The sequence below is a fragment of the Enterobacter cloacae complex sp. AR_0002 genome (assembly GCF_001922365.1).
GTDB classification, from domain to species: domain Bacteria; phylum Pseudomonadota; class Gammaproteobacteria; order Enterobacterales; family Enterobacteriaceae; genus Enterobacter; species Enterobacter hormaechei_C.
The window spans coordinates 4,202,529-4,224,021 of the sequence record NZ_CP018814.1 but is presented as its reverse complement, the minus strand read 5'-3'; the positions used below and the strand labels follow the sequence as shown (position 1 = coordinate 4,224,021).

General features: G+C 55.1%; 14 protein-coding genes. 7 read left to right on the top strand and 7 right to left on the bottom strand.

From position 1 onward, the window contains the following. Positions 1 to 50 precede the first annotated feature (50 nt). The 4 genes from holC to AM329_RS20895 all read left to right on the top strand — a co-directional run bounded on the left by holC (position 51) and on the right by AM329_RS20895 (position 5,079). Entirely contained in the window at positions 51 to 494 is a 444-nt protein-coding gene (gene holC, locus AM329_RS20910) for a DNA polymerase III subunit chi (RefSeq protein ID WP_003861884.1), read from the top strand. Continuing rightward, on the top strand, positions 494 to 3,349 hold the full coding sequence (locus AM329_RS20905; RefSeq protein WP_003861885.1) for a valine--tRNA ligase: 2,856 nt from the start codon (positions 494 to 496) through the stop codon (positions 3,347 to 3,349). Before holC ends, AM329_RS20905 begins: the two co-directional genes overlap by 1 nt. Positions 3,350 to 3,472: 123 nt before the next feature. Further along, positions 3,473 to 3,976, top strand: a complete 504-nt coding sequence (locus tag AM329_RS20900) for a GNAT family N-acetyltransferase (RefSeq protein WP_003861887.1) — start codon at positions 3,473 to 3,475, stop codon at positions 3,974 to 3,976. 83 nt (positions 3,977 to 4,059) lie between these two features. Continuing rightward, positions 4,060 to 5,079: an NAD(P)-dependent alcohol dehydrogenase gene (locus tag AM329_RS20895; RefSeq protein ID WP_003861889.1), complete on the top strand. Its 1,020-nt coding sequence runs from the start codon at positions 4,060 to 4,062 to the stop codon at positions 5,077 to 5,079. Positions 5,080 to 5,226: 147 nt separating this feature from the next. Here AM329_RS20895 and AM329_RS20890 read toward each other — a convergent pair whose 3' ends face one another. Beyond that, positions 5,227 to 6,873, bottom strand: a complete 1,647-nt coding sequence (locus AM329_RS20890; protein WP_022651917.1) for a dihydroxyacetone kinase subunit DhaK — start codon at positions 6,871 to 6,873, stop codon at positions 5,227 to 5,229. A 137-nt stretch (positions 6,874 to 7,010) separates the two neighbouring features. Here AM329_RS20890 and AM329_RS20885 point away from each other — a divergent pair, with 137 nt between their 5' ends. Further along, entirely contained in the window at positions 7,011 to 8,513 is a 1,503-nt protein-coding gene (locus tag AM329_RS20885; RefSeq protein ID WP_022651918.1) for a helicase HerA-like C-terminal domain-containing protein, read from the top strand. Here the strand turns inward: AM329_RS20885 and AM329_RS20880 are convergent. Next, positions 8,493 to 9,434 carry a TIGR01212 family radical SAM protein gene (locus AM329_RS20880; RefSeq protein WP_057979951.1) on the bottom strand — a complete coding sequence of 314 codons (942 nt, stop codon included), beginning with the start codon at positions 9,432 to 9,434 and terminating at the stop codon, positions 8,493 to 8,495. The two genes, AM329_RS20885 and AM329_RS20880, sit on opposite strands and share 21 nt — an antisense overlap. Before the next feature lie 687 nt (positions 9,435 to 10,121). On the opposite strand from AM329_RS20880, the gene gltB reads away from it, so the two are divergent. Both gltB and gltD read left to right on the top strand, forming a co-directional pair. Then, on the top strand, positions 10,122 to 14,582 hold the full coding sequence (gene gltB / locus AM329_RS20865) for a glutamate synthase large subunit (RefSeq protein ID WP_032607995.1): 4,461 nt from the start codon (positions 10,122 to 10,124) through the stop codon (positions 14,580 to 14,582). A gap of 9 nt (positions 14,583 to 14,591) precedes the next feature. Beyond that, positions 14,592 to 16,010 carry a glutamate synthase subunit GltD gene (gene gltD, locus AM329_RS20860; RefSeq protein ID WP_017382721.1) on the top strand — a complete coding sequence of 473 codons (1,419 nt, stop codon included), beginning with the start codon at positions 14,592 to 14,594 and terminating at the stop codon, positions 16,008 to 16,010. Between the two features lie 56 nt (positions 16,011 to 16,066). Here gltD and AM329_RS20855 read toward each other — a convergent pair whose 3' ends face one another. The 5 genes from AM329_RS20855 to AM329_RS20835 form a co-directional block, all read right to left on the bottom strand. Further along, positions 16,067 to 16,738, bottom strand: coding sequence for a DUF1120 domain-containing protein (locus AM329_RS20855; RefSeq protein WP_032607996.1), 672 nt, complete (start codon positions 16,736 to 16,738; stop codon positions 16,067 to 16,069). Positions 16,739 to 16,936: 198 nt separating this feature from the next. Next, the gene (locus AM329_RS20850; RefSeq protein ID WP_023323796.1) at positions 16,937 to 17,602 is read right to left on the bottom strand and encodes a DUF1120 domain-containing protein; all 666 of its coding nucleotides are present in this window, start codon (positions 17,600 to 17,602) and stop codon (positions 16,937 to 16,939) included. Between the two features lie 168 nt (positions 17,603 to 17,770). Next, positions 17,771 to 18,337, bottom strand: a complete 567-nt coding sequence (locus AM329_RS20845) for an outer membrane protein (protein ID WP_023323797.1) — start codon at positions 18,335 to 18,337, stop codon at positions 17,771 to 17,773. Continuing rightward, positions 18,334 to 20,751 carry a fimbrial biogenesis outer membrane usher protein gene (locus AM329_RS20840; protein ID WP_032607998.1) on the bottom strand — a complete coding sequence of 806 codons (2,418 nt, stop codon included), beginning with the start codon at positions 20,749 to 20,751 and terminating at the stop codon, positions 18,334 to 18,336. The genes AM329_RS20845 and AM329_RS20840 overlap by 4 nt, the downstream gene beginning before the upstream one ends. Positions 20,752 to 20,765: 14 nt before the next feature. Beyond that, positions 20,766 to 21,470, bottom strand: a complete 705-nt coding sequence (locus tag AM329_RS20835; protein ID WP_023323799.1) for a fimbria/pilus chaperone family protein — start codon at positions 21,468 to 21,470, stop codon at positions 20,766 to 20,768. Positions 21,471 to 21,493: the final 23 nt, after the last annotated feature.

Genomic DNA, 21,493 nt, shown 5'->3' with positions numbered 1-21,493 from the left:
GCTACGCTTACCCGGCTTTGCATTTAAATCCACGACAAGAAACCCCATATATGAAGAATGCAACGTTCTACCTTCTGGACAATGACACCCATCAGGATGGCCTCAGCGCCGTTGAACAACTGGTGTGTGAAATTGCCGCAGAACGTTGGCGCGCAGGTAAACGCGTCCTGATTGCCTGTGAAGATGAGCAGCAAGCAATTCGCCTGGATGAAGCGCTATGGGCGCGCCCGCCGGAGAGTTTTGTTCCGCATAACCTGTCGGGCGAAGGTCCACGCGGCGGGGCACCGGTGGAGATTGCCTGGCCGCAAAAACGCAACAGTAGCGCGCGCGATATTCTCATTAGCCTGCGGACAGACTTTGCAGATTTTGCCACCGCTTTCACAGAAGTGGTAGACTTTGTCCCTTACGAAGAATCTTTGAAACAACTGGCGCGCGAACGCTACAAAGCGTACCGCCTGGCCGGTTTTAACCTGAATACGGCAACCTGGAAATAATGGAAAAGACATATAACCCACGCGATATCGAACAGCCGCTTTACGAGCACTGGGAACAGCAGGGCTATTTCAAGCCTAACGGCGACGAAAGCAAAGAGTCCTTCTGCATCATGATCCCGCCGCCGAACGTCACCGGCAGTTTGCATATGGGGCATGCTTTCCAGCAGACCATCATGGACACCATGATCCGCTACCAGCGCATGCAGGGTAAAAACACCCTGTGGCAGGCGGGGACTGACCACGCGGGTATCGCGACCCAGATGGTGGTTGAGCGTAAAATTGCCGCTGAAGAGGGTAAAACCCGCCACGACTACGGTCGCGACGCGTTCATCGACAAAATCTGGCAGTGGAAGGCAGAATCCGGCGGCACCATTACCCGTCAGATGCGCCGCCTCGGCAACTCCGTGGACTGGGAGCGCGAGCGCTTCACCATGGACGAAGGCCTGTCCAACGCCGTGAAAGAAGTCTTCGTCCGTCTGTACAAAGAAGACCTGATTTACCGCGGCAAACGCCTGGTCAACTGGGACCCGAAACTGCGTACCGCCATCTCTGACCTGGAAGTGGAAAACCGCGAGTCTAAAGGCTCCATGTGGCACATCCGCTATCCGCTGGCAGACGGTGCGAAAACCGCCGACGGTAAAGATTACCTGGTGGTGGCGACCACCCGTCCGGAAACCCTGCTGGGCGATACCGGCGTGGCCGTTAACCCGGAAGATCCGCGTTATAAAGATTTGATCGGCAAATTCGTGGTGCTGCCGCTGGTGAACCGCCGTATTCCGATTGTGGGCGACGAACACGCCGACATGGAAAAAGGCACCGGCTGCGTGAAAATCACCCCGGCGCATGACTTCAACGACTATGAAGTCGGTCGTCGTCATCAACTTCCGATGATCAACATTCTGACCTTCGACGGCGATATCCGCGAAAGCGCAGAAGTGTATGACACCAAAGGCAACGAGTCCGACGTTTATTCCAGCGACATCCCGGCTGAGTTCCAGAAGCTGGAGCGCTTTGCCGCGCGTAAAGCCATCGTAGCCGCCGTTGACGCGCTCGGCCTGCTGGAAGAGATTAAGCCTCACGATCTGACCGTGCCGTACGGCGACCGTGGCGGCGTAGTTATCGAGCCAATGCTGACCGACCAGTGGTACGTGCGTGCCGACGTGCTGGCGAAACCGGCTGTGGAAGCGGTTGAGAACGGCAGCATTCAGTTCGTGCCGAAGCAGTACGAAAACATGTACTTCTCCTGGATGCGCGATATTCAGGACTGGTGTATTTCCCGTCAGCTGTGGTGGGGTCACCGTATCCCGGCGTGGTACGACAACGAAGGCAATGTCTACGTTGGCCGCACCGAAGAGGAAGTGCGCCAGGAAAACAACCTGGGCGCTGACGTTGCCCTGCGCCAGGATGAAGACGTGCTGGATACCTGGTTCTCCTCCGCGCTGTGGACCTTCTCTACCCTCGGCTGGCCGGAAAACACCGACGCGCTGCGTCAGTTCCACCCAACCAGCGTGATGGTCTCCGGCTTCGACATCATCTTCTTCTGGATCGCCCGCATGATCATGATGACCATGCACTTCATCAAAGACGAAGACGGCAAGCCGCAGGTTCCGTTCCATACCGTTTACATGACCGGCCTGATCCGCGACGACGAAGGCCAGAAGATGTCCAAATCCAAGGGTAACGTTATCGACCCGCTGGATATGGTGGACGGTATCTCTCTGGAAGAGCTGCTGGAAAAACGTACCGGCAATATGATGCAGCCGCAGCTGGCGGAGAAAATCCGCAAGCGTACCGAGAAGCAGTTCCCGAACGGGATCGAATCTCACGGTACCGACGCCCTGCGCTTCACCCTGGCGGCGCTGGCCTCCACCGGCCGTGACATCAACTGGGATATGAAGCGTCTGGAAGGTTACCGTAACTTCTGTAACAAGCTGTGGAACGCCAGCCGCTTCGTGCTGATGAACACCGAAGATCAGGATTGCGGCTTCAATGGCGGCGAGATGACCCTCTCCCTGGCAGACCGCTGGATCCTGGCGGAATTTAACCAGACGGTGAAAGCGTTCCGCGACGCGCTGGACAGCTACCGCTTCGACATCGCGGCAGGCATCCTGTACGAATTCACCTGGAACCAGTTCTGCGACTGGTACCTGGAGCTGGCGAAGCCGGTCATGAACGGTGGTTCTGAAGCGGAACTGCGCGGCACGCGTAATACGTTGATTACCGTTCTGGAAGGTCTGCTGCGCCTTGCGCACCCGATCATTCCATTCATCACCGAAACCATCTGGCAGCGCGTGAAGGTGATTGCCGGTATTAATGCCGATACCATCATGCTCCAGCCGTTCCCGGCATTCGACGCCGCGAAAGTGGATGAAGCCGCGTCTGCGGATACCGAGTGGCTGAAACAGGCGATCGTTGCGGTACGTAACATCCGCGCGGAAATGAACATCTCTCCGGGTAAACCACTGGAGCTGCTGCTGCGCGGTTGCAGCGAAGCTGCCGTTCGTCGCGTCACCGAGAACAACACATTCCTGAAAACCATGGCGCGTCTGGAAAGCATCACCGTGCTGCCTGCCGATGACAAAGGTCCGGTTTCCGTGACCAAAATCATCGACGGCGCGGAGCTGCTGATCCCGATGGCGGGCCTGATCGACAAAGACGCGGAGCTGGCGCGTCTGGCGAAAGAAGTGGCGAAAGTCGACGTGGAAATTGGCAAAATCGAAAGCAAACTGGCGAACGAGGGCTTTGTGGCCCGCGCGCCGGAAGCGGTCATCGCCAAAGAGCGTGAGCGTCTGGTTGCCTTCGCCGATGCGAAGACCAAACTGATCGAGCAGCAGGCGGTTATCGCAGCCCTGTAATGCTTTTACCCCTTACGCTTCAGGGCGTAAGGGGTATCCTTCCTGAAAACTCCTCGCTTGCACTCCCCTTTCTGCGGTGCTATTAACAGCAGTTGTGTGTCAATTTTTGTCATGAGTAATGCTATGAGCGTGATTACCCCCGTCGCGACGACAATGCGTCGGATCACTGAGCAGGACAACCCGGCTATCGCCGCCGTTATCCGCACGGTTTCTGCCGAATATGGCCTGACCGCCGACAAAGGCTACACCGTGGCCGACCCCAATCTGGACGAACTTTTTCAGCTGTACAGCCAGCCGGGTCATGCCTACTGGGTCATTGAACAGGACGGCCAGGTCGTGGGCGGCGGCGGCATTGCCCCACTGCTTTGCAGCGAGCCGGATATCTGTGAACTTCAGAAAATGTATTTCCTGCCAACGATACGCGGACAAGGCCTGGCGAAAAAGCTGGCGCTGGTCGCCCTGGAACATGCACGCTCACAGGGCTTTAAACGTTGCTACCTCGAAACCACCGCTTTCCTTAAAGAGGCCATTGGCCTGTATGAGCATCTGGGCTTTGAGCATATCGATGCGCCACTGGGCTGCACGGGCCACGTGGACTGCGAAGTCAGGATGCTGAAAAGTCTGTAAGTTTCGTTCCTGCCGTCTTCTGTTAAGCGTCTGTAAACTGAATGCTCTACACTCACAGTTCACACCAAAACAGGGGAAACGCGATGTCGAAGATAAAAAGCTACGCCGCACCGCAGGCGGGTGCAGAACTTGAGCTGTACGAGTACGATGCGGGCGAACTAAAAGCGGAAGACGTCGAAGTACAGGTTGATTACTGCGGGATCTGCCACTCGGATCTCTCGATGATCGACAATGAATGGGGCTTTTCCAGCTATCCGCTGGTTGCCGGGCACGAAGTCATTGGCCGCGTCGTGGCGCTCGGCAGCGCCGCGCAGGACAAAGGGCTGAAAGTGGGCCAGCGCGTGGGTATCGGCTGGACGGCACGCAGCTGCGGTCACTGCGATGCCTGTATCAGCGGCAACCAGATCAACTGCCTTGAGGGCGCAACGCCGACCATCCTTAACAAGGGCGGTTTCGCCGATAAGCTGCGCGCCGACTGGCAATGGGTTATCCCGCTGCCGGACAGCATTGATATCGAATCCGCCGGTCCGCTGCTGTGTGGCGGCATCACCGTATTTAAACCGCTGCTGATGCATCACATCACTGCCACCAGCCGCGTGGGCGTGATCGGTATTGGCGGTCTGGGGCATATTGCCATCAAACTGCTGCATGCGATGGGCTGTGAAGTGACGGCGTTCAGCTCTAACCCGGCGAAAGAGCAGGAAGTGCTGGCGATGGGTGCGGATAAAGTGGTGAACAGCCGCGATCCTCAGGCACTCACCGCCCTGGCAGGCCAGTTTGACCTGATCATCAACACGGTAAACGTCGATCTCGACTGGCAGCCGTACTTTGAAGCCCTGGCCTACGGCGGTAACTTCCACACCGTGGGTGCGGTGATGAAGCCGCTGCCGGTTCCGGCGTTTACCCTGATCGGCGGGGATCGCAGCGTGTCAGGCTCCGCGACCGGTACACCGTACGAGCTGCGCAAGCTGATGAAGTTTGCCGGACGCACAAAAGTGGCACCCACCACCGAGCTGTATCCGATGTCAAAAATCAACGAAGCAATCCAGCACGTGCGCGACGGCAAAGCCCGCTACCGCGTGGTGTTGAAAGCGGATTTTTGATGTGACATTGCCGGGGAATGTGCGGCCTGATGCCCTCACCCCAACCCTCTCCCTCAAGGGAGAGGGGGCCGTCTGTGCAGGCATTATTTTGTGGGGATCCCTCAGCTCACAGGGAGAGGGCGCAAACACTAAAAACGGTAACGGTTGTTACCGTTTTGCATCTACCATGGTCTTAAAAACTTCCGCCACCGCGACTGCCCCCGGATCCATCACCCCGTCCAGATTCTCTTTATTCACATACGACGAGCGTCCCGCGCCGGCTTTCGCCATTTTTGCCGTTGCTTCGGCGCCCTGCTGCGCGGCCTGCGCTGCCGCCTGAATATTGCCTTTCTGTAACGCCTCCAGCGCCGGTTGCAGCGCATCGATCAGCGTACGATCGCCGAGATCCGCGCCGCCATACTGCTTCATCTGCGCAAGTCCGCTCAGCAAGGCTTCAGGTAGCGGCTGTCCATCGTGAAGCTTTTGTCCTGCCGCCGTGAAGAAGATCGACATCAACACCCCACTCGATCCGCCCATCACCGTTGCCAGCCGCTCGCCTACCAGCAGGAGTAATGTCGGCACGTCGTTAAGGGGCAGGTTGTTCTCCTCAAGTCGCTGCGCAATATCCCGCGCCCCTTGCGCAAAAGTGGAGCCCGTGTCGCCATCGCCTACTTTGGCATCCAGCGCGTTAAGGCGGTTTTCCAGCTGAATCAATGTTTTCGTTACCGAGGCGACGGCCTCGCTCACCTCCGTATTGTCCGACGGGGCATATTCCACGCGATCATGAAGGGCGCTATGTGGGACGGTACGCAGGGGCGCGAACGCCACGGGCTTCTGCCAGCCCAGCGTCTCGACCTCGGCGTGAATCGCCTTCTCGAAGAAATCGTTGAGCTTTAGCAGCGTTAACGAAAAGCCTTTCATATCCAGCGCACTCACCAGCGGCGCCGGGCCAATCAGATACGCAATGTTCTCTTTCAGCGCCGAGTGCGCCAGCTCTTTGGTCAGCAGCGCCATCTCCAACGCCGATACGCCACCAAGATTGTTAATCAGCACCGCAAAACGCCCTTCCCCCGCCTGCGCGCGTAACGGCGTCACCAGCGTGTCGATAATGGCTTTGCTGTTTTGCGTATCCACGACGGAAGCTCCCGGCTCGCCGTGAATGCCCAAACCCAGCTCGACATGGCCTTGTTTAATGCGCCCCCCTTCATCATCGCTGCCCGGCAGGTTGCACGTTTGCATCGCCACGCCCAGGCTCCAGAGGTTATCGCAGGCCTGTTGCGCAATATCCCGCACGTCGTTTAGCGATTTCCCCTGCTCTGCCGCATATCCCGCAATTTTATGCACCAGCGCCGTTCCCGCGATACCACGCGGCTGCTTGTTATCCGGCAGGGCGATATCATCCGCCACGATAACCATCTCGACCTTAAGGCCGTAGCGTTTGGCTTTTTCCGCCGCCAGGCCAAAGTTAAGCCGGTCGCCGGTGTAGTTTTTCACAATCAGCAGGCAGCCACGGTCGCCCGTCACCGCCACAATGGCATTGAGGACCGCATCCACGCTTGGGGAGGCGAACAGATCGCCACACACCGCTGCGGTAAGCATGCCTTTGCCGACGAACCCGGCATGTGCCGGTTCATGGCCGGAGCCGCCACCGGAGATCACCGCCACGCGACTTTTATCCCAGTCGCCGCGAGCCACCACGCGGATGGCCGGATCGATATCCAGTTTGACGAGATTACCGTGCGGCGCGGAGAGAAGTATGCCTTCAATGGCATCGTTGACAAGCTGTTTGCGGTCGTTAAAAAAGAATCTGGACATAGTTTCCCAAAATTTTGTTTACCGTATGCAAAAGCATAGCCCGCACTGGATAATGCGCCGCAAAGTGAGGAATTTACGCAGACATTTTGCCGTCAGGTTGCCTATACTCCACCCAGGACTACGAGAGGACGTGCATCATGAGTACACCATTGCTAATCGCCAGGACGCTGGAAAAAGAGCTGTTTTTACTGCCCGCGATGGCGAACCGTCATGGCCTGATCACCGGCGCGACCGGGACGGGAAAAACCGTTACCCTGCAAAAGCTGGCTGAGTCGTTGTCAGAGACTGGCGTGCCGGTTTTTATGGCTGACGTGAAGGGCGATTTAACTGGGGTGGCTCAGGAAGGTGCAGCGTCAGAAAAACTGCTTGAGCGCCTGAAAAATATCGGTATCACGGACTGGACGCCGCACGGTAATCCGGTGGTGGTCTGGGATATCTTCGGCGAAAAAGGGCATCCGGTGCGTGCCACCGTCTCCGACCTCGGCCCGCTGCTGCTGGCTCGTCTGCTTAACCTCAACGACGTGCAGTCCGGGGTACTGAACATTATCTTCCGTATCGCCGACGATCAGGGGCTACTGCTGCTCGACTTCAAAGATCTGCGCGCCATCACCCAGTACATTGGCGATAACGCCAAATCCTTCCAGAACCAGTACGGCAATATTAGCAGCGCCTCAGTGGGCGCCATTCAGCGCGGGCTCCTGACGCTGGAGCAACAGGGCGCCGAACACTTCTTCGGCGAGCCAATGCTGGATATCAAAGACTGGATGCGTACCGACAGCAGCGGCAAAGGCATCATCAACATTCTGAGCGCAGAGAAGCTCTACCAGATGCCGAAGCTTTACGCCGCCAGCCTGCTGTGGATGCTCTCTGAACTGTACGAACAACTGCCGGAAGCAGGCGATCTGGAAAAACCCAAACTGGTGTTCTTCTTTGACGAAGCGCACCTGTTGTTTAACGACGCGCCGCAGGTGCTGCTGGATAAAATTGAACAGGTTATCCGCCTGATCCGCTCCAAAGGCGTCGGGGTCTGGTTTGTGTCGCAAAACCCGTCGGATATTCCGGACAACGTACTGGGGCAGCTGGGTAACCGCGTGCAGCACGCCCTGCGCGCCTTTACGCCGAAAGATCAGAAAGCGGTGAAAGCCGCGGCGCAAACCATGCGTGTCAATCCGGCCTTTGATACCGAAACCGCCATTCAGGCGCTGGGCACCGGTGAAGCGCTGATTTCGTTTCTCGATGCAAAAGGTAGCCCGACAGTTGTCGAGCGCGCGATGGTGATTGCGCCCTGCTCGCGCATGGGGCCGGTAACGGACGATGAACGCAACGGCCTGATTAACCACTCCCCGGTGTACGGAAAGTATGAAGACGAGGTGGATCGCGAATCGGCGTTCGAGATGCTGCAAAAAGGGGTGCAGGCGACTGCCGAATCGCAGGATGCGCCTGCCGCAAAAGGGCAATCTGTTGCCGTGGACGACGGCATTCTCGGCGGGCTGAAAGATATTCTGTTCGGCAGCACCGGGCCACGCGGCGGCAAACGCGATGGCGTGGTTCAGACCATGGCAAAAAGCGCGACGCGTCAGATTACCAACCAGATAGTACGCGGCATGCTGGGAAGTCTGCTAGGCGGCCGTCGCCGGTAGCGGGGGAACCCACGGGCGGCCAAGCGCCGACCCCTGTACGCCGTTCTCCTGTAGATAGCGGTTGATTTCCAGCATCCCCGTCCAGCGGTTCTCACACCATAGCGGTGCCAGAAGCGTTGGACGGCGGGCGCTTGCCGAGATGCGGTGGTAAACAATCTCCGGCGGCGTATGGCGAATCATTTCCCCCGCAGTCACCGTATAGTCGTCGAGTTCGATACCACATAACCGCCCCGCTTCCCAGGCTTTCGCCATTATGCTGCCCTTCACAATATGCAGCGGATGCAGCTTAATGCCATCCACGCCGGTCTCAACGACTTTTTCCAGCGTTTCCAGCCCGTGCTGCTGCCCTTCTCCCGGCAAGCCGACAATCAGATGCGAGCAGACTTTTAATCCACGCTCGCGGGCGAGACGCGTGGTGCGCTGATAGCAGGCGAAATCATGCCCGCGATTGATACGGTGCAGGGTTTTGTCATGCGCGGTCTGCAAGCCCAGCTCCAGCCAGATCTCGTAGCCCTTCTCTTTGTACTCGCTAAGTAAATCCAGCACGGCGTCCGGCACGCAGTCCGGACGCGTCCCCACGCACAGCCCGACAATGTTCGCTTGAGCAACCGCCTGCTGATACATCGAGCGCAGCACCTGCACCTCCGCCCACGTGCTGGTATAGGCCTGGAAATAGGCCAGATACTGCTTCGCGCGGTTCACCAGACTCGCCTGATGGGCGAGCTGTTCAGCGATAGATTTATGCTGCTGGGCCTCGTCAGCAAACGAGGCCACGTTACAGAAGGTGCAGCCACCACGCCCGATGGTGCCATCGCGGTTCGGGCAGCTAAAGCCGCCGTGCAGCGTCAGTTTATGAACCTTTTGTCCGTAGCGCTGCAAAAGATCCCCACCAAACATATTGACTAATTTCTGTAACTGCATAATCTGATAGACCGTCCCGAAGAAAGGGGACAAGCCTGCCATTTTTAGCCTCTGTCGGCGATGACCTGGATCAATCGCCCTGGACGGCTTTTATCTATTTGAATAAATAATCACGATTACCGACATTTCATTCACCCTGAACGTAATTACTTTTCCTTATGTTCTGATGGTTTTTTTCATTTATAGCGCCAGGACTGAAAAACAGTGATTTTATGCGGCATTGAATGCAACACCAGATTAATATTCTGCTATAAATCTGCATTTCAGCACGCTGCATCGATAATACCGCTTTCGTATAGTGAGTCAGATCACACTCCCCTGCACCTGCCCGGTGCTTTAAGCGGTTGTAAAAATAGTTAAATACACAATAAAAACAACTAGATAAGCACTCTTTAGCACATTTTTGTATAAATAAGATTGCCATTTGACCTGTGTACCAATTCCCGATAAGTTGGAAATCCGCTGGAAGCTTTCTGGATGAGCGGCCTGCTCATCATATTTATGCAGTAATTGAGATTCCCTCTGAAGCAAGTCCTCAAACTTGTTTACCTGCGCAAAAGGATGAAAAAGAGGGCGAATGCGAGGTCCGCGTATGAAACGCTAACCCCGTCGCCATGCTCTTTCTGCGCCTGTGCGCCACGGTAAAGTTCAGTGGGAAGCCCGACGAGCCTGGGGAGGTTCACTGATATGTTGTACGATAAATCCCTTGAGAAGGATAACTGTGGTTTCGGCCTGATCGCCCACATAGAAGGCGAACCTAGCCACAAGGTAGTGCGTACTGCTATTCACGCACTGGCCCGTATGCAGCACCGTGGCGCCATCCTTGCCGATGGTAAAACCGGCGACGGTTGCGGTCTGCTGCTGCAAAAACCGGATCGTTTCTTCCGCATCGTGGCGGAAGAGCGCGGCTGGCGTTTAGCCAAAAACTACGCTGTCGGTATGCTGTTCCTGAATCAGGATCCAGAAAAAGCTGCCGCGTCACGCCGCATCGTTGAAGAAGAACTTCAGCGTGAAACCCTGTCGATTGTCGGCTGGCGCGATGTGCCAACCAACGAAGGGGTGCTCGGTGAAATCGCCCTCTCCTCGCTGCCTCGTATTGAACAGATTTTCGTCAACGCGCCTGCGGGCTGGCGTCCGCGTGATATGGAACGCCGTCTGTTTATCGCACGCCGCCGCATTGAAAAATGTCTTCAGGACGATAAAGAGTTCTACGTCTGTAGCCTCTCTAACCTGGTGAACATCTATAAAGGTCTGTGTATGCCGGCTGACCTGCCGCGCTTCTATCTGGACCTGGCGGATCTGCGTCTGGAATCGGCCATTTGCCTGTTCCACCAGCGCTTCTCCACCAACACCGTTCCACGCTGGCCGCTGGCTCAGCCGTTCCGCTACCTGGCGCACAACGGTGAGATCAACACCATTACCGGCAACCGCCAGTGGGCCCGCGCCCGTACCTATAAGTTCCAGACCCCGCTGATCCCGGACCTGCACGATGCCGCACCGTTCGTCAACGAAACCGGCTCGGACTCCAGCTCCATGGATAATATGCTGGAGCTGCTGCTGGCGGGCGGGATGGATATCGTGCGCGCCATGCGTCTGCTCGTGCCACCGGCCTGGCAGAACAACCCGGATATGGACCCTGAGCTGCGCGCGTTCTTCGACTTTAACTCCATGCACATGGAGCCGTGGGACGGCCCGGCGGGCATCGTGATGTCCGACGGTCGTTTTGCCGCCTGTAACCTGGACCGTAACGGTCTGCGTCCGGCGCGCTACGTTATCACCAAAGACAAGCTCATCACCTGCGCCTCTGAAGTCGGCATCTGGGATTACCAGCCTGACGAAGTGGTCGAAAAAGGCCGCGTCGGTCCGGGCGAGCTGATGGTGATCGACACCCGCGGTGGGCGTATTCTGCATTCCGCCGAAACCGACAACGATCTGAAGAGCCGCCATCCGTACAAAGAGTGGATGGAGAAAAACGTGCGTCGTCTGGTGCCGTTTGAAGATCTGTCGGACGAAGAAGTGGGCAGCCGCGAGCTGGACGATGACACCCTCGCGAGCTTCCAGAAGCAGTTTAACTACAGCGCGGAAGAACTGGACTCGGTTATTCGCGTTCTCGGCGAAAACGGCCAGGAAGCGGTCGGCTCAATGGGTGACGATACCCCGTTTGCCGTGCTTTCCAGCCAGCCACGCATTATTTACGACTATTTCCGTCAGCAGTTTGCGCAGGTCACTAACCCGCCAATAGACCCGCTGCGCGAAGCCCACGTCATGTCGCTGGCCACCAGCATCGGCCGTGAGATGAACGTATTCTGTGAAGCCGAAGGCCAGGCGCACCGTCTGACCTTTAAATCACCGATCCTGTTGTACTCCGATTTCAAACAGCTCACCACCATGACCGAGGAGCACTATCGCGCCGACACGCTCGATATCACCTTCGACGTGACCGAAACGAGCCTCGAAGAGACGGTGAACGCGCTGTGCGACAAAGCCGAGCAGATGGTACGTAACGGCACCGTTCTGCTGGTGCTGTCTGACCGCAACATCGCGAAAAACCGTCTGCCGGTGCCTGCCCCCATGGCGGTGGGGGCTATCCAGACGCGTCTGGTGGACAAGAGCCTGCGCTGTGATGCCAACATCATCGTTGAAACCGCGAGCGCGCGCGACCCGCACCACTTTGCGGTGCTGTTAGGCTTTGGCGCCACGGCGATTTATCCGTACCTGGCCTACGAAACGCTGGCACGCCTGGTAGATACCCGCGCGATCGATAAAGACTACCGTGCTGTGATGCTGAACTACCGTAACGGCATCAACAAAGGTCTGTACAAGATCATGTCCAAAATGGGCATCTCGACCATCGCCTCTTACCGCTGCTCGAAGCTATTTGAAGCGGTCGGCCTGCATAACGAGGTCGCCAACCTCTGCTTCCAGGGCGTGGTCAGCCGTATCGGTGGCGCCGGTTTTGCTGACTTCCAGCAGGATCTGGTGAACCTGTCGAAACGCGCCTGGCTGGCACGTAAGCCGCTGGAACAGGGCGGCCTGCTGAAATATGTCCACGGGGGTGAGTATCACGCTTATAACCCGGACGTAGTGCGCACGCTGCAACAGGCGGTGCAGAGCGGCGAGTACAGCGATTATCAGCAGTATGCTGAGCTGGTGAACAACCGTCCCGCGGCGACGCTGCGCGATCTCATTGCCCTCAATCCGGGTGAGGAAGCGGTCAGCATTGACGAGGTTGAACCCGCGTCTGAGCTGTTCAAACGCTTCGATACTGCGGCGATGTCCATCGGCGCGCTGAGCCCGGAAGCCCACGAAGCGCTGGCGGAAGCCATGAACAGCATCGGCGGCAACTCCAACTCCGGCGAAGGCGGTGAAGATCCGGCCCGCTACGGCACCAACAAAGTGTCCCGTATCAAGCAGGTGGCGTCCGGTCGCTTTGGCGTAACGCCTGCGTACCTGGTTAACGCCGACGTGATCCAGATTAAGGTCGCTCAGGGGGCAAAACCGGGTGAAGGCGGTCAACTGCCGGGTGATAAAGTCACCCCGTACATCGCTAAGCTTCGCTACTCGGTACCAGGCGTGACGCTGATCTCCCCGCCGCCGCACCACGATATTTACTCTATCGAGGATCTGGCGCAGCTGATTTTCGACCTGAAACAGGTCAACCCGAAAGCGATGATCTCCGTGAAGCTGGTTTCCGAACCGGGCGTTGGCACCATTGCCACCGGCGTGGCGAAAGCCTATGCGGATCTGATCACCATCGCCGGTTACGACGGCGGCACCGGCGCAAGCCCGCTCTCCTCCGTGAAATATGCGGGCTGTCCGTGGGAGCTCGGCCTGGTGGAAACCCAGCAGGCGCTGGTCGCTAACGGCCTGCGTCACAAGATCCGTTTGCAGGTGGACGGTGGGCTGAAAACCGGCCTCGACATCATCAAAGCGGCGATTCTGGGAGCGGAAAGCTTCGGCTTTGGTACCGGCCCAATGGTTGCGCTCGGCTGTAAATACCTGCGTATTTGCCACCTGAACAACTGTGCAACGGGCGTTGCTACCCAGGACGAAAAGCTGCGTAAGAACCACTATCACGGCCTGCCGTTCAAAGTGACTAACTACTTTGACTTCATCGCCCGTGAAACCCGCGAGCTGATGGCGCAGCTGGGCGTGAAGCGTCTGGTGGATCTGATTGGCCGTACCGACCTGCTGAAAGAGCTTGAGGGCTTCACGGCCAAGCAGCAGAAGCTGGAGCTGTCCAAGCTGCTGGAAACCGCTCAGCCGCATCCTGGCAAAGCGGTTTACTGTACCGAGAACAACCCGCCGTTCGATAACGGCGTGCTGAACGCACAGCTGCTGCAACAGGCGAAGCCGTATGTGGATGAGAAGCAGAGCAAAACGTTCTGGTTTGATATCCGCAACACCGACCGTTCCGTGGGTGCGTCTCTCTCCGGTTACATCGCGCAAACGCACGGTGATCAGGGTCTGGCGTCGGATCCGATTACCGCGCATTTCAGCGGTACCGCGGGTCAGAGCTTCGGCGTGTGGAACGCGGGTGGCGTTGAGTTATACCTGACCGGTGATGCCAACGACTACGTCGGAAAAGGCATGGCGGGCGGTCTGCTGGCGGTGCGTCCTCCGGTTGGTTCAGCCTTCCGCAGCCATGAAGCAAGCATCATTGGCAATACCTGTCTGTACGGTGCAACCGGCGGTCGTCTGTTTGCCGCGGGCCGTGCGGGCGAGCGTTTTGCGGTGCGTAACTCCGGCGCCATCACCGTGGTGGAAGGCATCGGCGATAACGGCTGTGAATACATGACGGGCGGAATTGTGTGCGTCCTGGGTAAAACCGGCGTGAACTTTGGCGCGGGCATGACGGGCGGTTTTGCCTACGTCCTGGATGAAGACGGTGAGTTCCGCAAACGCGTGAACCCTGAGCTGGTGGAAGTGCTGGACGTTGATACTCTGGCCATCCACGAAGAACACCTGCGCGGCTTAATTACCGAACACGTGCAGCATACCGGTTCTTCGCGCGGCGAAGAGATCCTGGCCAACTGGCCGGCGTTCTCTGCGAAATTCGCGCTGGTTAAGCCGAAGTCCAGCGATGTTAAAGCCCTGTTGGGTCACCGTAGTCGTAGCGCAGCAGAGCTGCGCGTGCAGGCGCAGTAAGGAATTCAGATGAGCCAGAACGTTTACCAGTTTATCGACCTTCAGCGTGTTGATCCGCCAAAGAAACCGCTGAAGATCCGTAAAATTGAATTTGTTGAAATCTATGAGCCGTTTTCAGAAGGCCAGGCCAAAGCACAGGCAGACCGCTGCCTGTCCTGCGGTAACCCTTACTGCGAATGGAAGTGTCCGGTCCATAACTACATCCCGAACTGGCTGAAGCTGGCCAACGAAGGGCGTATTTTTGAAGCCGCCGAGCTGTCTCATCAGACCAACACCCTGCCGGAAGTGTGCGGCCGCGTGTGCCCTCAGGATCGTCTGTGTGAAGGATCCTGTACGCTGAACGACGAGTTTGGCGCGGTGACCATCGGCAACATCGAACGCTATATCAACGATAAAGCGTTCGAGATGGGCTGGCGTCCGGATATGACCGGTGTGCGTCAAACCGACAAGCGCGTGGCGATTATCGGCGCGGGCCCGGCAGGCCTGGCCTGTGCGGACGTGCTGACCCGTAACGGCGTGAAGGCGGTGGTCTTCGATCGCCACCCAGAGATTGGCGGCCTGCTGACCTTCGGTATCCCGGCCTTCAAGCTGGAGAAAGAGGTCATGACCCGCCGCCGCGAAATCTTCACCGGCATGGGCATTGAGTTCAAACTCAACACCGAAGTGGGCCGCGACGTACAGCTCGACGACCTGCTGAAAGATTACGACGCCGTGTTCCTGGGCGTGGGAACCTATCAGTCCATGCGCGGTGGTCTGGAGAACGAAGATGCGCCAGGCGTGTACGACGCGCTGCCGTTCCTGATTGCGAATACCAAACAGCTAATGGGCTACGGCGAGACCGCCGATGAGCCGTTCGTCAGTATGGAAGGCAAACGCGTGGTGGTGCTGGGCGGCGGTGATACCGCGATGGACTGCGTGCGTACCTCCATTCGTCAGAATGCGGCGCATGTCATCTGTGCCTACCGTCGTGACGAAGAGAACATGCCGGGTTCTAAACGCGAAGTGAAAAACGCGCGTGAAGAGGGCGTCGAGTTCCAGTTCAACATTCAGCCTCTGGGTATTGAAGTGAATGCCAACGGTAAAGTGAGCGGCGTGAAGATGGCGCGCACGGAGATGGGTGCGCCAGATGCGAAAGGCCGTCGTCGCGCAGAGATCGTGGCCGGTTCTGAACACGTGATCCCGGCTGACGCCGTGGTGATGGCGTTTGGTTTCCGTCCTCACAGCATGGAGTGGCTGGCGAAGCACAGCGTAGAGCTGGACTCTCAGGGCCGCATCATTGCGCCAGAAGGCAGCGACAACGCGTTCCAGACCAGCAACCCGAAAATTTTCGCCGGTGGCGACATCGTTCGTGGCTCTGACCTGGTGGTCACGGCGATTGCCGAAGGCCGTAAAGCGGCTGATGGGATCATGAACTTCCTCGAAGTGTAAATAATAATGCCCGGCAATGCCGGGCGTTATTTTTATATTCTGCCAGTTTCTGAATATTACAGATACTTGATGGTAAACGTTGCCTGACCATCCATGTTGGTATCATCAGTAATAGCCAGCGTATTGGTATCCTGAATCGCAGCAGAAACCGCCATCGGAATGACCAGGTTTTTAAACGCAACTGGAGCGGTGCTGCCAACTGTAGCAACGGATACAATCTGGCTACCGTCATTAACCATCAGTGTGCCGTTATCAGACCAGCTGGTGCCGTTGTCTGCGCTGTAGATCGCCCCAACAGTGGCACCATCAGCAGTAATTGTGTCGTTTTTCACGAAAATGGTGTAGTTACCGATGTTAACGTTTCCTGCGGTCTTATTCAGACCAAACATATTGAGCGGCTGAATAATATCGTTACCGTTACCCGCACCATCTTTAACCATAATGTTTGGCGCAGTACCAGTACGGTCGTCAGAAACGCTAAAGCCCGCTTTGGTCAGCGCAGGGCAGGTAATAGAAAGAGAGAAATCTTTCTGGCCCAGCTGGTTAATAGCAGTGGTGTTCAGGGCTGACAGGTGGATCGTACCGTAATCTACCACGCCACCGCCGCTGATTTCAGGGGTGCAACTGCTATTTGTCAGAACGCCTGTGACTTTCAGTACGGCGGTGTCTGCGGCAAAGGCAGAAGATACAAACATGACAAGCATAGAAGCCAATACAACTTTTTTCATTTGTTAATTCTTAACGTTAATGTAAATGTTCTTTCTGCTTTTAATAAAGTGGGCTACTCTCGCTATTAAAAACAGAATTTTCTAAACAAAGAGGGAAGTTACTCCCTCTACATATTCAAACCTAAATAATCCGCTGTAAGCGTAAATGCTAATATAGCCTTACACAACGACAGAGCGGGATATTAATACCCAAATAACTTAAAGGTATTTCAGGGTAATTGTTGCCTGACCATCTAAAGATGTATCGTCAGTAATCGCCAGCGTATCGGTCCCCTGAATAGCCAGAGAGGTAACCAGTGGGAAAACCGCAGTGGTAAATGCAACAGGGGTCGTTGTGCCTGTGGTTGCGGCACTGATAATGGAGATACCGTCGCTGCGAACCGCACCGCCTGATTCCCATTTAGAGCCATTCCAGTCGACGTTTGAAAAAATTTCGTCGCCCTCTTGCCCATCAATGGTGACTTTCTTATTTTTGATGAAAAGCATATAGTTACCAATATTCACACCACCTGTGGTTTTACCTACGCCATACTGATAGTAAGAAATGTTTTGCATTGTGCCGTTGAAATCGACATTAATACCAGCCTTACTTGACTCGCGATCGTCATTCACAACCCAACCAACCTGAGTAGGCGCACCGCATGTAATCGTCAGGTTAATATCTTTGTCACCTAACTGGTTAACAGCTGTTGCAGAGAGCTCACCCAAATGGATAGTGCCATAATCTACGACACCGCCGTTACTTAACTGAGGAGTACAAGCGGCATTTGTCAGCTTACCTTTTACCTGCAATACTGCGGTATCAGCAGCAAATGCGGAAGCGACACATAGAGACAACGCGGTAGCGAGAAGAACTTTTTTCATTTGTTAATCCTTAACATTATTGATTCACGGAAACCCAACCCAATCTTTTATTCATGTAAAGAATGGGTTGTATATTCCGCACTTACTAATTGAATGGCTTACCATTCGTGATAAAACAATCCTGCAACGCTTAAAGATAACGTTATTACGATATCATCACCACATTGCCTATGGATTATTTTGCAATATTTTCCAGCTTAAATCGCTTTCCAGCGTTGTTTGATCGGCATTATTACTGAATGCACTTTCATTAAGCACAGGGAATATCGTAGCTGTAAATGTCATCTGCTGGCCCGTAACGGCCTGGTTATTTTCAACCGCGACGACGGCTTCATTATTTCTTAAATAGAATGGCGAAGGCGACCCGCTTTCCGGCGTAAAGTTAAGCTGATCAACCGTTTTACCCACGGTATAGCTTTTGCCATCAACATTCATATCATCAATTTTAACTGCGACACCGCCATTCTGACCAAAACGGAAGCGACCTTTCTCTCCAGCATTACCCTGTAAAAGCACTGCCAGCTTCTGTTTGTCTGGACAAAACACATTCACGGTAACTTCCCGTTCCGGCAATTTATGCCAGCTTTGCTGAGACGTAACAATATCGTCACGCTTGAGCTGTTTATAATCTACTATGGGCTGAGAAAGCGTGATCTGACAATCTTCGGCAAGCGTCAAACCGGGTAAACAAAACGCCAGAAACGTCGCTACTTTGATTACGCGCTGAGTCTTCATTGGCATACTCCGTTTACTTCCTCATAGAACGCTTCGTCATCTTTTTTATCACTTAAGGTATAGTGAATCTGACAAAGCCGATTGTTATTGTCATCCATGGCATACAGCCCTTTCAGCTGATCGGCATCATTGATAAACACATGGCCGTCATCCACGCTGGTGACGATATAATTGCCCTTCTCATCAACAATGGATAACCCCTTCGCCAGTGGTGTACCATCCGCTCTCTTCACCCGCAGCATCACGCGACGGCTATTCAGAATTTTAAAGCTGACTTCACTGACGGAAGCATGCCCTGCCGCAACGTATTTAATGCCGTTCGCCAGCGTCATGCTTGGCGGAAGCTTATTGGCATCAATTTCAATACGGGAGTTACGCCACTCATTCAGCCCCGGTACCACAGCCTGTCCCCAATGGTCGGTCCAGATGGTGCCCTGCGGCGTTGAAATCTCTACACCACTCTTCGGCTCGTTCAGCTTAGCGATGGCGAACGTATCTTTAATAGCGTACGGCGAGAAGGTCACACCATCTTTATGCATTGCAATACCGCCCGTCAGCGTTGCGCTATAGTTGCGCTGGTTACTACCGCTGCTGCCCCCACCAACGCTCAACTGGGTATAGTGCAGGTTAGTGTTGATATTGCCGTTAAAGCTATTCTCATTGTCATCGTTATCACGATCCGCAGAGATATAATAATTGGTGTTATCGCCAATGGCGCCGCTGTTCGCGACACCATAGGTGGTTCTGTCACCCTGCTTGCGCATATAGCTGCTCAGGCTTTGCGAGCCGCCGAGTGGAATGCTCAGGTTGACGTAGAGCATATCGTCATCCTGCTCGTCATCAGTATTTCCGACGGCGCTCTGCCAGTTCACGGTGATGCTGGCATATTTAAAGGTTTTACCCCACGACAGCAGCAGGTAGCGGCTGTCCTCGTAGTTTGCGCTCTGGTTGTAGTTAAACCCTGCGCTAAACGTACCCGCAATCCCTGTCGCAAAACTTACGTTGCCGCTGTAAGTATTATCATTAGGCTGAAATTCATCATCCAGCGCATCGGCAAGCTCGCGGTAACCGCTGCTAAAATGCGTTGCGCTGGCGGAAAGGCTCACGTGTTCACCCAGCGTTAAATCGCTTTGCAGCTCGGTTTTGAGCCCGCTATTACTGTCGCCAAACTGCTCTTTACTTGCCGCAGCGGTAGTCGTGATGCCCCATATATCAGAGAGCATAAACTCCGCGCTGCCGCCCGCAGCCTGATACTTTTCTGCCACTGCGCCGGATGCCAGTGCGTTCATCCATGGTGTGATACGCCAGCCGTCAGAGACGTTCGCGACCAGCGGATCGCTATAATCGCTGTCCATACTCCGTACCTGGCCCACAGACATGGTCAATCCCTGCGGACGCCCCAGCTTGCGGGTTCTGACTGCGGAAGCAGGCACAATGAAGTGGCTTGAAGAGCCATCTGATTCCACGACAGTCACGTCGAGATCGACGTTATTTCTGACAACTGGCACATCGTCCAGGGTAAACGGACCCGCCGGCACTAACGTACTGTAGACGAGACGACCACTCTGGCGCACCTCAACGCGCGCCTGCGAGGAACGGGCGATACCCGATACGCTTACGCCAGTCCCGTCCCTTTCCAGGCCGTTGGTGGGCATGAGCTGCACCCCCGTAATCGGCACGCCGCTTAATACACCGGACATGGCGTTAATTTCACCCACCTGCATGGTCAGGCGCTGGGGAACAAATACATGCTCCGCGTAGGTGTAAATGCTTTCCGCATTTTTATCGCCATCATCATCCGTCAGGATATAACGGCTGCGCACAGACCAGTCCATCGTATTAAAGCCAGCCTCCAGGCTAGCCTGCGAATAGCGGCTGTTATCGCTGTCGCCATATTCGTTACGGGTACTGAATAATGAGTAGTTCAGTAACCCCGCCGTGCCACCTTGCTGAAAGTGTTTAATATTGGAGGTTAAACTGTTAATTGCCTCCTGGGGTAAATAAAGCTCTACCGCGTCCTGGTTTGGTAATGCGTTGACAACCGCCTGCGCATAATCGCTGCGGATATCATGGCACGCTTCGCCAGCCTTGAGCGGGACAGGCATAATCCCGGCAAAATCCAGAAAATCTTTATCAATACAGAGCTCGCCGTCTTCATTAAAACGTGCAGCGGCCGTACCGCGATCTTTCCCATTCACTTTAACCTGTACAGAGTGTGTGCCGGGTAAGAATCGTGGCGCTTGTGCAAAGTAATGGTTTAAATCGGGGCTTAATCCACGTGACTGAATAATGCCCGTATCAAACGTCACTTCCCTCGCATACAAAGAGGGTGACGCGAGGACTACCAGAGGTAATGTGCCGCAAAGAATAGCGCGGACACAAAGTGCAAGGCGGCTTTTTTTACACACCGTCATATCCCTATTGAGTGTTATTTATTTAATTCTGAAACAAAGCTCGGTACTTCCACACCGTAGCGACTGGCCGGGAAAAATTTCACTTTATTATCGCCGCTCACCGTTTTCTTCAGCGTTGCGGTCATACTTTGGCCTGGTAAAATATACGTTTTAGGCAGCGTGCCTGCGGTGCCAGATGGCTGAGTCATAACGTTTTGTGCCAAACGCACAACGTATTTGCTGGGGTTTTTCACCGTAAGCGTTGTACCCGTTGCGTTCCATTCCAGGTACTTCCATGCATCGGTAACAACCGCCAGTTTCGCCGGACGGATAAGCACAGGCAAATCCTGACGAAGATTAAATCCGATCTTAATGTTCTTGTTATCGCTTTTCGGCGGAATACCCTCGAACGTCACACGTTTATAGTGCTCAGCCTCCAGCGGTTCTTTATTTTGTAAAATAAAACGAAGCTGCTGGGTCTGGCCAGGCTCCAGACGTACCACTGGTTGGGTGGAAATCAGTTTTAAACCCTGATCGTCCGGTAAATCAAGGACATTGGTATATAGCAGAGCCGGAAAGCTGTCCGTATTTTTGACGTTGATCGTACCGCTGTGCGTTGCCTCATCAATTACCAGTAAACTGGTTTCAGGAACCATTCCTGCTGCATACGTCGAGAATTGAGCTGAAAACAGAGCGGCAGCAATAACGGACTTCAGTAAGGTTTTCTTTAAACAAGACATAATTATCACTCCTTTAATCCACA